This is a genomic window from Paraburkholderia kirstenboschensis, assembly GCF_904848585.1.
In the GTDB taxonomy this organism is placed as follows: domain Bacteria; phylum Pseudomonadota; class Gammaproteobacteria; order Burkholderiales; family Burkholderiaceae; genus Paraburkholderia; species Paraburkholderia kirstenboschensis.
Genome location: NZ_CAJHCR010000009.1, coordinates 235,689 through 249,745, shown reverse-complemented (window position 1 = coordinate 249,745; position 14,057 = coordinate 235,689). Strand labels below are relative to the sequence as shown.

The following is a 14,057-nucleotide window of genomic DNA, read 5'->3' as shown; positions in this document are numbered from 1 at the left end:
CCGCACACATGCGGACGGCCTTTTTTCACGCGGTGCTGCGCCCGGCGCAGAACGCCGGGCCCGACGAACTTATTCGGCGGCGATCTTCAGGCGGTTCTTCACGCTGCTCACGCCCTTCACGCCTTCCACGACGTCCTGGGCGGCCGTCTTGTCCTCGGCCGAAGGTACCGTGCCCGTGAGCCACACGACGCCCTTGCGGGTCTTCACATGGATATGCGTGGACTTCACGTTTTTCGCGCCGAGCAATTCGGCCTTGACCTTCGTGGTGATCGTGCCGTCGTCGACGTGCTGGCCGATGGTTTCAGACGAAGCCGACGGAGCCGAGGCGCTCGTTTGCGCGGTGGCGTTCAGTGCGAACGCAACGCACGCGATGCTGCCGGCAGTCTTCAGGAATTGGATGGTCTTCATGGTTTTCTCCTTCGGGTGTTGATGAAATTGCGGTCTTGTTGCCTGCGGTCGATCGCGGCCGAAGCCGCCGATGACTCGCGTGGGGTCGTTGCCGCTACGGTTCCGTCAGGGCCCGTTATCGACACCGGGCGGGTCTTCACAGTCATTGCGCGTTCGCGCTGGATGCGAAGAGAGCCGTCCGTCCACATCCTGCTCACCGCAAAGTGTGTGCCTGCCCATTCCTTTCGCAGAGCATGAAAGGGGCAAAGCCCGCGCCGGCGGGCGCTTTTCCGCAGATGAATAGTGAAGACGCGCGACATTTGCGTACACGTCGACTGCTGTGAAGCGGACCCGGAATTTGCCGGGTCGCTTGTAAAAAAGGCGCCGCGCGACGCCGCAATTCGCGGGCCTGAAAAAATAAAGGCTAAAGAAAACAGTGCGTTGCAAAAGCTGGTACGCGTGTTGCTCTACTGAGGTCACTCCTTTACCTCAGCTTTCAACCGGACCTCAACACGATGCCTTCAATTGAACTTCGCACAAGGCAGTCTCTTGCACTTACGCCGCGTCTGCAGCAGTCGGTGCGTCTGTTGCAGCTATCGTCTCTGGAGTTCCAGCAGGAATTGAGAACTGCGCTCGATACCAATCCGTTCCTCGAATACGACTCGTCGGATACGGAGGACGTTGCGCTCGCAACAGCCACGTCCGGCGAAGAGCAGGGCGCGTTGCCGGCAACCGACGCAGTCGCGGCAGCCGAGCCCGACTCGATGCCGGCTGAAGCGGTTACCAGCGAGACCCTCGACAGTGGCGGCCCCGACGATATGCCCGGCGACTTTTCGGGCGACTACAGCAGCCGCAGTTCGGCCCGCCAGAACGGCGACTCCGACGGCAGCGATCCCGCCGAATGGGCGCGTTCGCAACCCACCTTGCGCGAGCAACTGCACGACGCACTGCGTCTCTATCGTCTGGACGACCGCGATCGCGCGGTCGCGCGTTTCATTATCGAGGCACTCGACGACGACGGTTATCTGCGCCAGGACCTGGCGGATCTCGCGGACAGCGTCGAGCTCGAACCCGAATTGACGGAAGAAGAACTGCTGGTCGCGCTGCGCCTCGTGCAGTCGCTCGACCGGCCCGGCCTCGGCGCGCGTTCGCTGTCCGAGTGTCTGCTGCTGCAGGTCAATGCGTTGCCCGCGGACACGCCCGGACGCGATGTCGCGCGGCAGATCGTCGAGCATCACCTTGAGCGGCTCGCGCGTCGCGAGCAGGCAGAACTGCAAAAGCAGATTGGCTGTAGTGCGGAAGAACTGCGTGTGGCCTGCGCACTCGTGCGTAAGCTCGATCCGAAGCCCGGCAACTGCTACGGCCGTACCGAGGACAACTATGTCGTGCCCGATGTGATCGTGCGTCAGGTGCGCAACAAGTGGGTGGTGACGATCAATCCTGCAGTGCAGCCACGCGCGCGGATTCACCGCATGTATGCCGAGCTGTTCGCACAATCGGCGGGGGCAAGCCGTTCGCCGCTCGCCCAGCAGCTTCAGGAAGCGCGCTGGTTGATCAGGAATGCGCAGCAGCGCTTCGACACGATTCAACGCGTCGCCGAATGCATCGTCGCGCATCAGAAGGCGTTTTTCCAGTACGGTGAAATCGCGCTCAAGCCGATGGTGTTGCGCGATGTCGCCGACGAACTCGGCCTGCACGAATCGACCATCTCGCGCGCGACCGGCAACAAGTATATGGCTACGCCACGCGGCATTTTCGAATTCAAGCATTTCTTCCCGCGCGAGCTCGGCACCGAAAGCGGCGGCACCTGTTCCGCCGCGGCCGTGCGGGCGCTGTTGAAAGAAATGATTGCTGCGGAAAACACCCGCGACCCGCTCTCCGATGTGACGCTTGCAAAGATGCTGGCGGATCAGGGCGTGCTCGTCGCGCGCCGCACGGTCGCCAAGTATCGGCATCTGATGAAGGTGCCGCCGGCGGAATTGCGTCGCCAGGTTTAAGCCAGGTTTAAGTTTGCCGAGCCCCTGCAAACGGGGCTTGAATGCGAAGCGTCACGCGAGGCTGTCTGCCCGGGTGGCGCTTTTTCGTATCTGGACGTTTTGCGCACACCCCATTACATTGGCGGGTCAAATCAGAAACGGGTGAGCGTGATGAAGTATTCGAGTCGGGTCGAGGGTTTGCAAGGCAGACGCACGTCGGCGTGGGAGATTCATCGCGTTGCGCAGCAGGCGGCGGCGAATGGCGATGACGTCATCGTGCTGAGCGTGGGGGACCCTGACTTTGCTACGCCCGCGCCGATTGTCGAGCGCGCCATCGAGGCGTTGCGCGGCGGCGATACGCATTACAGCGCGGTGTCCGGGCGCGATCCTCTACGTGCGGCGATTGCCGGGGAACAGGCTCGCATGACCGGTTGCACGGTCGGCGCGGCGAATGTGATCCTTACGGCGGGCGCGCAAAACGGCGTGTTTGCTACGTCGCTTTGTCTGCTCGAAGCAGGCGACGAGGTTATCGTTCCCGAGCCGATGTACCTCACCTACGAAGCTTGCGTGCGCGCCGCGGGTGCGACGCTCGTGCCGGTGCCGGTCGACCCCGCGCGTGCATTTCACCTGAATTGCGATGCGCTCGAACGAGCGGTTACGCCGCGCACCAAGGCGATTTTCTTTGCCACGCCCTGCAATCCCACCGGTGTCGTGATGCCGCGCGCGGACCTCGAACGGATTGCGCGGCTCGCATGCGTGCACAACCTGTGGGTGCTGTCCGACGAGGTCTACGCAGATCTCACGTTCGAGCGCGAACATGTGAGCATCATGTCGCTGCCCGGCATGGCGGAGCGCACGGTCACGCTCGGCAGCCTGTCAAAATCGCATGCAATGGCGGGTTGGCGCGTAGGCTGGGCGATCGGACCCACGCAGCTGATCGAACACATGGGGCGGCTCGCGCTTGCCATGCTGTATGGCCTGCCGGGCTTCATCCAGCAGGCTGCATTGACGGCGTTGCACGAGAAGTCGCGAATCGTCGCGCAGATGCGTGATATTTATAGGCGCCGTCGCGACGTCGTGTTCGAGCGTTTGAGCCGTGTCCCGCGGTTGCGCTGCCTGCTGCCCGAAGCCGGCATGTTCATGATGGTCGACGTGAGCGGTACGGGCCTCGATACCGTCGATTTCACATGGCAGCTGTTTCGCGCGCAAGGTGTGTCGGTGCTCGACGCGAGCGCTTTTGGCGAGACCGCGAACGGTTTCGTGCGGCTGGGTTTTGTCGTCGATGAAGCGCGGCTTGCCGATGCGTGCGAGCGGATTGCGGCGTTCGTCGCGGCGTTGCGGTTGCAATCGAACTCGTGAATGCGCGCGCTCGCGGCGAAATTCGTGCAGGGCGCCCAACGGTATAATTCATTCGTCTCTCATTTGCCTCTCAGTTGCCTGTCTCGCGTCGCTCACTGCGGCTAACGAACCATCCTGAATAACCGGCTTTGCCAGCCGCAGCCTATGCACTTTCGCCCGATCCAGTCTTTCACGCGCAAACGGCTCTCCGACGTCGTCGCCGACCAGATCAAGCAATTGATCTCCGACGGCGCGCTGATGCCGGGCGACCGGCTGCCCGCTGAGCGCGACCTGGCGACGCAGCTGGCGGTGTCGCGGCCTTCGTTGCGCGAAGCGCTGATCAGGCTGGAGTCGGATGGATATATCGCCACGTCGGGGCGGGGCGGCTTCACGGTGGTCGATCTCACGGCGCCGATCATTTCGAAGCCGCTCGCCGAACTGCTTTTACAGAATCCGCGTACCAGTGCCGACATTCTCGAGTTACGACAAGGGCTCGAATCGATTTCGACCGTATATGCCGCGGAGCGCGCAACCGCCGCCGATCTTCGCAAGATCAAGACCGCGTTCGATGCATTGAAGGCGGCCTCGCAGTCGCAAGATCGCGTCAACTTAGCCGAGCTGGATGCCGCTTTTCACCTGGCGATTGCGGACTCCACGCATAACATCGCGCTCGCCCATGTCATGCATGGCATCCACACGCTGATTCGCGAAGGCATGCGTCAATACCATCGGCTGATCGATTACGACGAAGCGATGGAAAAGCAGTTGATGAGCCAGCATCAGGCCATCTACGACGCCGTCGTCGCACGCGACGCGCAAAAGGCACGCAAGGCGGCCGAACGTCATCTCGCCTTCGTGCGCGAGATCTATCAGGAAGACGCTACGAAGCTTTAGGCGTTGCTCGCGGTTTTCACTTCACCTTTATCGCTATCGGATCACAGCGGGTTACCGTCGTCCCAATGGTATTCAAAAGCGCAATGAGCAACGTATTGCGATTCCGCCGCGCATGCACGACGTTCAGCACCGTGACGGTCTGTGCAGCGGCCGTCGATATATAAAACATGAGAGCGCGTGAAAAAAAGCCCGCCGGGTGGAGTGACCGGCGGGCCTTTAGATCCAAACCTCGGTGACAAGTCCGGAGGGTTCGGAAGGAGAACGAACTACGTTGACTCGACCAACCGCTTGGCCTGCCCACTGCGCTCCCCTGTTATGAAAACTGTCATCAGATATAGTGCCCGCTGTCCTCTCGACGAAGCTCTCGCCGTGATCCTGCGGCAGCACGCGTGATGCGATCCGGGCTTGCGACGCTCGAGCCCTGGACTCATGCCTTGACAAATTGCAGGCCGCCGAAATTCTGGATCGTGGGAATGTCGACTTTCGTGTACGTGCCAATCTGGGTGACCGGTGCGACCACGATACTGGGGCTGGCAAAGCCGCCGCCGTAAGCGGCATTGACGTTTCCGAAGTTGAAGTTGCTGCCGCCGCGGACAGCGGACAGTGCCTTGGCGGACAGTTCTTCGGTGTGGGCGATGTCTTTGATGGTCAGCGAGGTCATGGTAGGTCTCCTGGGGCTGTTTCTCTGTTTCGGTTTAAAGAGTACGGTTCGATGTGCAAGCGGGGAGAGCGCACCTCTATGGGATTGAACGGCATCCGCTGTGAGCGCGACTCTCCGCGGCGCTTAACTCACGCTTTGGCAAACTGCAGGCCGCCAAAATTCTGGATCGTGGGAATCTCGACCTTCGTGTACGTATCAGTCTGGGTGACCGGCGCCACCACGACGCCCGGGCTGGCGAAGCCGCCACCATAGGCAAGGTTGAGGTTTCCTGCGTTGTAGTTGCTGCCGCCGCGTACAGCGGAGAGCGCCTTGGCAGACAGTTCTTCGGTGTGGGCGATGTCTTTGATGATCAGCGAGGTCATGGTAGGTCTCCTGGAGCTGTTTCTGTGTTTCGGTTTAAAGAGTACGGTTCGATGTGCAAGCGGGGAGAGCGCACCTCTATGGGATTGAACGGCATCCGCTATCAGCGCGACTCTCCGCGGCGCTTAACTCACGCTTTGGCAAACTGCAGGCCGCCGAAATTCTGGATCGTGGGAATCTCGACCTTCGTGTACGTATCAGTCTGGGTGACCGGCGCCACCACGACGCCCGGGCTGGCGAAGCCGCCGCCATAGGCAAGGTTGAGGTTTCCTGCGTTGTAGTTGCTGCCGCCGCGTACAGCGGACAGTGCCTTGGCGGACAGTTCTTCGGTGTGGGCGATGTCTTTGATGATCAGCGAGGTCATGGTAGGTCTCCTGGAGCTGTTTCTGTGTTTCGGTTTAAAGAGTACGGTTCGATGTGCAAGCGGGGAGAGCGCACCTCTATGGGATTGAACGGCATCCGCTATCAGCGCGACTCTCCGTGGCGCTTAACTCACGCTTTGGCAAGCTGCAGGCCGCCGAAATTCTGGATCGTGGGAATCTCGACCTTCGTGTACGTATCAGTCTGGGTGACCGGCGCCACTACGACGCCCGGGCTGGCGAAGCCGCCGCCATAGGCAAGGTTGAGGTTTCCGAAGTTGTAGTTGCTGCCGCCGCGTACAGCGGACAGGGCCTTGGCGGACAGTTCTTCGGTGTGGGCGATGTCTTTGATGGTCAGCGAGGTCATGGTAGGTCTCCTGGAGCTGTTTCTGTGTTTCGGTTTAAAGAGTACGGTTCGATATGCAAGCGGGGAGAGCGCACCTCTATGGGATTGAACGGCATCCGCTATCAGCGCGACTCTCCGCGGCGCTTAACTCACGCTTTGGCAAACTGCAGGCCGCCGAAATTCTGGATCGTGGGAATCTCGACCTTCGTGTACGTATCAGTCTGGGTGACCGGTGCCACCACGACGCCCGGGCTGGCGAAGCCGCCGCCGTAGGCAAGGTTGAGGTTTCCTGCGTTGTAGTTGCTGCCGCCGCGTACAGCGGACAGTGCCTTGGCAGACAGTTCTTCGGTGTGGGCGATGTCTTTGATGGTCAGTGAGCTCATGGTAAATCTCCTGTAAGGGTCTTCAGTCTGGATGGAAGAGCACTATTCGTCGCGCTCACAGGGGTATTTGCATAGGGTGTGCCAACGTGCACTGTGCAGGCTGGCGATGCTGATATAAGCCTATGAAAATAAAGGGAAAATTAAAATCTCCCGCAGCGCTTTTCATGCGGTTCCGGGGCGCGAGACAGCAAAAGGTGTCGTGCTATCGCAAACACGTTTTGGCTGACTGTCTGCTTCGAGAAAACGGCGATGCGCTCAGAGATTTATTCGAATGACTGGACTCGTCAGTTAGTTGGCGAGTCCAAGCAGTTCAGTTTCCCGCCAGCGGCTTTCGCCGCTTCGCCGCCGCACGCGCATTTCGCGTGACGATCTCCCGATTGACACGCTCCGGCGACTTCCCTATATTTTGGTCAGACCAACATTACCAGTCTGACTGGCGGCGTTTTTTGCGCGCCCCGTTCCCGCTTGCCCCATTCCCTGCAATGAGCTTATGAAAGTCGCCCTCTTTATCCCTTGCTTCATCGACGCGTTTTATCCCGAGGTCGGCATCGCCACGCTCGAATTGCTGGAACGCTTCGGCATCCAGGTCGATTACCCGCAGGAGCAGACGTGCTGTGGCCAGCCCATGGGCAACAGCGGCGCGCATGCAGAAGCGGCCGGCGCGGAGCGGGTGTTCGCGCGCAACTTTGCGGGCTACGACTACATCGTCGGACCTTCGGCGAGCTGCATTCACCACGTGCGCGAGCATCTCACCGCCATCGATCAGACCGACGAAGTCAAAAAGGTGCGGGCGAGCGCCTATGAGCTCGTCGAGTTTCTGCACGACGTGGTCGGTGCGCGCGAATTTCCTTGGGCCGAGTTTCCGTATCGCGTCGGCCTGCACAATAGTTGCAGCGCGTTGCGGCATTTGAAGGAGGCGTCGGTATCGGAAGTGGCCGGCCAGCCGTTTTCGAAACCGCGCGCGTTGCTTGAAGGCGTGAAGGGCATCGAGTTCGTCAAGCCGTCGCGACCCGACGAATGCTGCGGTTTCGGCGGCACGTTCTCGGTGACCGAAGAGCCGGTGTCGGTGCGCATGGGGCAGGACAAGGTCCGCGATCATCTGAATGCGGGCGCGCAATACATTGTGTCGGGCGACATGTCGTGCCTGATGCATCAGCAAGGCTGCGCGGAACGCATGAAGGCCGACGCACGCTTCATTCATATTGCACAAGTGTTGAACGGGGCGCGCGCATGAGCCGGATCGACCACGCGAAAGCAGCAGGCGAGTTCATCAAAAAGACGGAGCATGTGGCGTTTCACGACAAGCGTCTGTGGGATTTGCGCGAGAAACGCGACGCACAGGCGCACGGCATTGCCGAGTGGGAGACGCTGCGCGAACTGGCATCTGGTATCAAGGAACATACGCTGTCGCAATTGTCCGAGTATCTCGAACAGTTCGCGGCCGCGGCAGAGGCGAACGGTGTCGTAGTCCACTGGGCAGCGACGGCGGAAGAGCACAACGCGCTCGTGCACAAGATCATGTCCGAGCGCGGCATGACCACGCTCGTCAAAAGCAAGTCGATGCTCACCGACGAATGCAAGATGCGCGAGTACCTCGAACCGCGCGGCATCACGGTGATGGAAACGGATCTGGGCGAGCGCATTCAGCAGCTCGATCATCAGGACCCGAGTCACATGGTGGTGCCGGCGGTCCACAAGCTGCGCGCCGATGTCGCCGAACTGTTCGGCCGAACCATCGGCACCGATCCGCACAATAGCGACATTCATTACCTCGCGGAAAGTCAGCGCATGAATACGCGGCCGTATTTCGTACGCGAGAAAACGGCCGGCATGACCGGCTGCAATTTCGCTGTCGCGGAAACGGGCACGGTCGTGGTTTGCACGAACGAAGGCAACGCCGATCTTTCGGCAAATGTGCCGCCGCTGCATATCGCATCGATCGGTATCGAGAAGCTGATTCCAAAGGTCTCGGATCTCGGCGTATTTATTCGCATGCTCTCGCGAAGTGCGCTCGGTTCGCCGATCACGCAATACACATCGCATTTTCGCGCGCCGCGTCCGGGCACGGAGATGCATTTCATCCTCGTCGATCATGGCCGCTCGGAACGGCTTGCGATGGAAGACTTCTGGTACTCGCTCAAATGCATCCGCTGCGGCGCCTGCATGAACACGTGTCCCGTGTATCGGCGCAGCGGCGGGCTGTCGTATGGCGGCACTTACTCGGGGCCGATCGGCGCGATCATTAACCCAACCTTCGACTTGAAGCGTTATAGCGCGCTGCCGTTCGCGTCCACGCTCAACGGCAGTTGCACGAACGTGTGTCCGGTGAAGATCAATATTCACGAGCAGATCTACAAATGGCGCTCGGTGATTGCCGAGCGCCACGAAGTGCCGTTCGTGAAGCAGGAAGTATTGAAAATGGCAGGGCGGCTGCTCGCGAGCCCGACGCTGTATCGCGCAACGGTAGCGTCGATGAGCGGCGCGTTGCGGCGGCTGCCGAACTTCGTACTCTATAACCCGCTGAATATCTGGGGCAGACAACGCGAGTTGCCCGAGGCGCCGAAGCAGACCTTCCATGCGTGGTACAAGCAAAACCGTGGAGGTGGCGATGGCAACGCGTGAGGCCTTTATCGCGAAGGTGCGGCAGGCGCAACCGGCGGCGCGCCCGCGCCCTGACGTGCCGTTGTTTCGCGCGGTCGGCGGCGATTTGCGCGCACGCTTCACGTCGGCATTGCAAACTATGGGCGGCACCTGCGTCGAAGCAGGCGCGGCGTCGGAGGTTGCGAGTCTGATCCGCGAGCGATTCGGCGCAACGGTGTCGATCGCTTCTGCCACTGCCGAGGTGCCCGGCACGCGCCTGCTCACGGCGGACACCGAACCTTCGTCGTTGCAGGATGTCGACGTCGGCGTGGTGCGTGCGCGTTTCGGTGTGGCCGAGACCGGCTCGGTGTGGTTCAGCGAACGCGAGTACGTGGTCAATGCGTTGGGCTATATCGTGCAGCATCTCGTGGTACTGCTCGATCCGGCGCAACTCGTCGATGGCTTGCAGGACGTTTACCGCCGCGACGATTTTCGCGATGCCCGCTATGCGGCACTCGTCACGGGACCTTCCGCGACCGCGGATATAGAAGGCGTGCTGATTCGCGGCGCGCAGGGCGTGCGGTCGCTGACGGTGGTGTGGTTGGCCGGTGAGTAGCCGCGGCAGCGGAGTTTGCTATCATTACTGTATAAACGTACAGGTCATGCAAACTCTGTGGCAACCGATGCTCCGCCGGATTCCCTCGCCGGTGTCCCTTACTATCTGCTGAATTTCGAGCGTGCGCTTGCCTGGCTTGCGCAACGCTACGACGATCTGCTCGATGCGAGCGAGCAGGCTTTTCTCGGCACATTCGCGCGCTTGCCGCAGGCGTCGCGCGCGTTGCTGGTGCGGATGCTCATGCGCAAAGGCGCGTTGTTTCGCGCAAGTCGCCTCGCTTACGACGAAATCGGCTGCCCAGTGCAAGCCGCCGCGCCCATCACGGCGCTCGGCTGGTTAGATTCCGCGCCGCACCTGACACTCGACGATCTGTTCGCCCTCACTACGCGCCCCGAATTGCTGGACATCTTCGCGGAGGCGCTCGCGCTGATTCCGGGCGCACGGAGTCTGCGCAAGCCCGATCTGCTGGAAGCATTACGCCCGTTCTATCGCGAACGGGACGAGAACGACAGCGATAGCTGCATCGCGCGCCCGTTGTCCGCATGGCACCGTCAAACAATCGATTGCGTGTTCCGCGTCGACATTGCGCCGCTGTGCGAGCGTCTGCGTCTGATGTTCTTTGGCAATCTGCAACAGGACTGGTCAGAATTCGTGCTCGCCGATCTCGGCGTGTTCCAGTACGAGAAGGTGGCTTTCGGGCCGTCGTCGCGCGCGTTTCAGCAGCGGGCGGATGTCGATGTTTATCTCGCGTTGCACGCATGTCGTGAAGAATTGGATTCGATAGAAACGTTCGGATCGCTGATTGATCTCGAAGTGGAAAGCGCCGCGCTCAATGAGCTCGTGGCTCGGGTCCGAAGAGTCGAAACGTCCAACTCGTGGCTCGAAATGCGGCGCGCCAAGCTACTCTTTCGCATCGGCCAGCATGGTGAGCGGCGGCAGATGTGGCCCACGGCGCTCGCCGTGTACGAGATTTGCGCATGGCCTGGCGCGCGTCATCGGCGCGTACGCGTGCTTGAACGGGCCGAGCGTTTCGACGCAGCGCTTTCGTTAGCGTTACGAGTTGCAGCATCGCCCGAAAGCGAGGAGGAGGCGCAGCGCATTGCGCGCATGCTGCCGCGCCTGCGGCGCAAGCTCGGTGAGCCGGCGGTGCGGGCGGCCGCTGCACGAGCGGCTGAACGCAGCACCGTGACATTGCCCAGGCCGCAAGCGCCGCAGCCCGTTGAATACGTGGTGCGCGATCATCTGACCTGCGAGTCAGCGCCGGTGCATTACGTCGAGAACGCATTGATCAACTCGCTGTTCGGACTGCTCTGCTGGGAACCGGTATTTGCGGCACTACCCGGTGCGTTTTTTCATCCGTTCCAACGTGGTCCCGCCGATCTTCACGCGCCGGACTTTCATGCGCGTCGAGCCGAACAGTTCGCTGCGTGCCTTGCGCAACTCGATAGCGGCGCGTATCGCGAGACGATTGCGCGGCATCTGCATGGCAAGGCCGGCGTGCAGTCGCCGTTTGTGTTCTGGGGACTGCTTACGCCCGAGCTTGTCGCGACAGCGCTCGACTGCCTGCCGGCCGCGCATCTGAAATTGTGGTTCGAGCGTTTGCTGCTCGATATTCGCGGCAATCGCTCGGGTCTGCCCGATCTGATCCGCTTCTGGCCCGCCGAGCGGCGTTATGAACTGATCGAAGTGAAAGGGCCCGGCGACCGCTTGCAGGACAACCAGATTCGCTGGCTAGCTTACTGCGTGCAGCACGGCATGCCGGTACGCGTGCTCGACGTGCGTTGGGCCGACGAAGCGCTCGAGCATGCAGTCGCCGATCCAACCGCGGGCGCCCTGACGCACGCCACGTTCACCGCCGAGCGCACGGCATGACCTACGTCGTCGCCGTGCGAGCCATGTGCGAGTTCACCGCGCGACGCGGCGACCTCGATCTGCGGTTCACACCCGCGCCAACCTCGCTGGAAGGCATGGCGGGCCACGTCACGGTCGCGGGCCGCCGTACAAGCGGCTACGAAACCGAAATCACGCTGACCGGTACGCATCGCAATCTCAACGTGCGGGGCCGTGCGGACGGCTACGATCCGGTGGCGCACCGGCTGGAAGAGGTCAAGACGCATCGTGGCGATCTCGAGCGCATGCCTGACAATCACCGCGCGCTACATTGGGCGCAGGCGCTGGTGTATGGACACTTGTTGTGCCGCGCACGTGGATTCGACGAGTTGACCGTCGCGCTGGTTTACTTCGACATCGGCAGTCAGAAGGAGACGTTGCTCACGCAAACGCATACCGCGCGCGAGCTGGAGATCTTTTTTGTCGACCAATGCGAGCGGTTTCTGGATTGGTCCGTGCAGGAGGAGGCGCACCGTTTCGCGCGCAACGCCGCGCTGAACGCGTTGCAGTTTCCGCATGCGCAGTTTCGCTGCGGGCAGCGCGAGCTGGCGGTGTCGGTCTACCGTGCGGCGCGCGACGGTAAGGCGCTGATGGCGCAGGCGCCAACCGGCATCGGTAAGACAGTCGCCACGATCTTTCCGTTATTGAAGGCGTGCGCGGCGGAGCAGATCGATCGCGTGTTTTTTCTGACCGCGAAAACGCCTGGCCGTGCGCTCGCGCTCGACGCGATCGAAACGCTTCGCCGGAGCGCAGGGTCTTTACCGTTGAGAACGCTTGAACTGGTGGCACGCGACAAAGCCTGTGAGCATCCCGACAAAGCGTGCAACGGCGAGTCGTGTCCGCTCGCGCGCGGCTTCTATGACCGGCTCGACGCGGCACGAAGCACGGCGCTCGCGGGCCAGAGGCTCGATCGCGCCGCGGTGCGCGAAGCGGCGCTCGCGCATGACGTGTGCCCGTATTATCTGGGCCAGGAACTTGCGCGCTGGGCCGACGTCGTGGTGGGCGACTACAACTACTACTACGACAGCAGCGCAATGCTCTACGCGCTCACGCAGATCAACCAGTGGCGCATCGGCGTACTGGTGGACGAAGCGCATAACCTGCTCGACCGTGCGCGCCGCATGTACACGGCGTCGCTCGATCAGGCGGCGTTGCGGCTCGCGCGCAAGACGGCGCCGCCCAGCTTGCGAAAGCCGCTCGAACGGTTGCAGCGCGAATGGAATGCGGTCAAGCGCGCGCAAACCGCGTCGTATCAGGTCTATGCGGACGTGCCCGGCAAGCTGCTCTCGGCGGCGCAAAATCTGATTGGCGCGGTGACGGATCAGCTGGCGGAAGCGCCGCTCTCGATCGACGAAGCGTCGCTGCGCTTTTTCTTCGACGCGATGCATTTCGTCGCGCTCGCGGAGCAGTTCGGCGAGCATTCGATTTTCGACATCACGCTGACAACCGACCGCCACGCGCCACGCGACAAGACCAGTTGCACGCTATGCGTGCGCAATGTGATTCCCGCTCCGTTTCTCGCGCCGCGTTATGCGGCGGCGCGCACGACCGTCATGTTTTCGGGCACGCTTAGTCCGCATCATTTTTACCGCGATACGTTGGGTCTTGCGCAGGAGACGCAATGGCTCGACGTCGAAGGGCCGTTTCGCGCGGAGCAGTTGCAGGTGCGTGTAGCCGGGAACGTGTCGACGCGCTGGCGCGATCGCGAACGTTCGCTCGAGCCCATCGTCGATCTGATCGCAAAGCAGTACACCGCGCAGCCCGGCAATTACCTGGGGTTCCTGAGCAGTTTCGATTACCTGCAGCAGGTGGTCGCGCTGATGCGCGAGCGTCATCCCGGACTGCCGGTCTGGGCGCAGGAACCGGGCATGGACGAAGCGGCCCGCGACGCGTTCCTCGCGCGGTTTCGTAGCGCGAACCGGGGCATCGGCTTTGCGGTGCTTGGCGGCGCGTTTTCGGAAGGTGTCGATCTGGTCGGGCAGCAGCTGATCGGCGCTTTCATCGCGACGTTGGGCCTGCCGCAAATGAACGAAGTCAACGAACAGATGCGGCGCACGATGGACGCGCGTTTCGGCAACGGCTACGAATACATGTACCTGTACCCCGGTTTGCAAAAGGTGGTGCAGGCGGCGGGGCGCGTGATTCGCACCGAACTCGACGAGGGCGTCGTGCATCTGATCGACGACCGGTACAGGCGGCCAGAGGTGCGCCGCCTGTTGCCTCGGTGGTGGCAGGTCCGGTAATTCAATCGACGCGCTCAGCCCATG

General features: G+C 61.6%; 15 protein-coding genes. 9 read left to right on the top strand and 6 right to left on the bottom strand.

Features of this window, described 5'->3' with window-relative positions:
* Positions 1-69 precede the first annotated feature (69 nt).
* Positions 70-408, bottom strand: coding sequence for a BON domain-containing protein (locus tag JMY24_RS23030; RefSeq protein ID WP_020067941.1), 339 nt, complete (start codon positions 406-408; stop codon positions 70-72).
* A gap of 282 nt (positions 409-690) precedes the next feature.
* Here JMY24_RS23030 and JMY24_RS23025 point away from each other — a divergent pair, with 282 nt between their 5' ends.
* The 4 genes from JMY24_RS23025 (at position 691) to JMY24_RS23010 (ending at position 4,595) form a co-directional block, all read left to right on the top strand.
* The gene (locus tag JMY24_RS23025) at positions 691-861 is read left to right on the top strand and encodes a hypothetical protein (RefSeq protein ID WP_164853734.1); all 171 of its coding nucleotides are present in this window, start codon (positions 691-693) and stop codon (positions 859-861) included.
* Positions 862-902: 41 nt separating this feature from the next.
* Positions 903-2,384, top strand: a complete 1,482-nt coding sequence (locus JMY24_RS23020; RefSeq protein ID WP_201702974.1) for an RNA polymerase factor sigma-54 — start codon at positions 903-905, stop codon at positions 2,382-2,384.
* Positions 2,385-2,534: 150 nt separating this feature from the next.
* Entirely contained in the window at positions 2,535-3,722 is a 1,188-nt protein-coding gene (locus JMY24_RS23015) for a pyridoxal phosphate-dependent aminotransferase (RefSeq protein WP_128596945.1), read from the top strand.
* A gap of 144 nt (positions 3,723-3,866) precedes the next feature.
* Positions 3,867-4,595, top strand: a complete 729-nt coding sequence (locus JMY24_RS23010) for a FadR/GntR family transcriptional regulator (protein WP_128596944.1) — start codon at positions 3,867-3,869, stop codon at positions 4,593-4,595.
* Between the two features lie 427 nt (positions 4,596-5,022).
* Here JMY24_RS23010 and JMY24_RS23005 read toward each other — a convergent pair whose 3' ends face one another.
* The 5 genes from JMY24_RS23005 to JMY24_RS22985 all read right to left on the bottom strand — a co-directional run bounded on the left by JMY24_RS23005 (position 5,023) and on the right by JMY24_RS22985 (position 6,704).
* Positions 5,023-5,256, bottom strand: coding sequence for a hypothetical protein (locus tag JMY24_RS23005; protein ID WP_201702972.1), 234 nt, complete (start codon positions 5,254-5,256; stop codon positions 5,023-5,025).
* A gap of 128 nt (positions 5,257-5,384) precedes the next feature.
* On the bottom strand, positions 5,385-5,618 hold the full coding sequence (locus JMY24_RS23000; RefSeq protein WP_201702970.1) for a hypothetical protein: 234 nt from the start codon (positions 5,616-5,618) through the stop codon (positions 5,385-5,387).
* A 128-nt stretch (positions 5,619-5,746) separates the two neighbouring features.
* A complete protein-coding gene (locus tag JMY24_RS22995) occupies positions 5,747-5,980 on the bottom strand; it encodes a hypothetical protein (RefSeq protein ID WP_201702970.1) in 234 nt (77 codons plus the stop codon).
* A gap of 128 nt (positions 5,981-6,108) precedes the next feature.
* Positions 6,109-6,342 carry a hypothetical protein gene (locus JMY24_RS22990; RefSeq protein WP_201702968.1) on the bottom strand — a complete coding sequence of 78 codons (234 nt, stop codon included), beginning with the start codon at positions 6,340-6,342 and terminating at the stop codon, positions 6,109-6,111.
* A gap of 128 nt (positions 6,343-6,470) precedes the next feature.
* On the bottom strand, positions 6,471-6,704 hold the full coding sequence (locus tag JMY24_RS22985) for a hypothetical protein (RefSeq protein WP_087754404.1): 234 nt from the start codon (positions 6,702-6,704) through the stop codon (positions 6,471-6,473).
* 490 nt (positions 6,705-7,194) lie between these two features.
* Here JMY24_RS22985 and JMY24_RS22980 point away from each other — a divergent pair, with 490 nt between their 5' ends.
* The 5 genes from JMY24_RS22980 to JMY24_RS22960 are packed head-to-tail and all read left to right on the top strand — an operon-like array spanning position 7,195 to position 14,033.
* Positions 7,195-7,938: a (Fe-S)-binding protein gene (locus tag JMY24_RS22980; RefSeq protein ID WP_128590246.1), complete on the top strand. Its 744-nt coding sequence runs from the start codon at positions 7,195-7,197 to the stop codon at positions 7,936-7,938.
* On the top strand, positions 7,935-9,326 hold the full coding sequence (locus JMY24_RS22975; protein WP_128590248.1) for a lactate utilization protein B: 1,392 nt from the start codon (positions 7,935-7,937) through the stop codon (positions 9,324-9,326). The genes JMY24_RS22980 and JMY24_RS22975 overlap by 4 nt, the downstream gene beginning before the upstream one ends.
* A complete protein-coding gene (locus JMY24_RS22970; protein ID WP_128596943.1) occupies positions 9,313-9,900 on the top strand; it encodes a LutC/YkgG family protein in 588 nt (195 codons plus the stop codon). The genes JMY24_RS22975 and JMY24_RS22970 overlap by 14 nt, the downstream gene beginning before the upstream one ends.
* Before the next feature lie 57 nt (positions 9,901-9,957).
* Positions 9,958-11,772, top strand: a complete 1,815-nt coding sequence (locus JMY24_RS22965) for a VRR-NUC domain-containing protein (RefSeq protein WP_128596942.1) — start codon at positions 9,958-9,960, stop codon at positions 11,770-11,772.
* Positions 11,769-14,033, top strand: a complete 2,265-nt coding sequence (locus JMY24_RS22960) for an ATP-dependent DNA helicase (RefSeq protein ID WP_201702966.1) — start codon at positions 11,769-11,771, stop codon at positions 14,031-14,033. Before JMY24_RS22965 ends, JMY24_RS22960 begins: the two co-directional genes overlap by 4 nt.
* Positions 14,034-14,057: the final 24 nt, after the last annotated feature.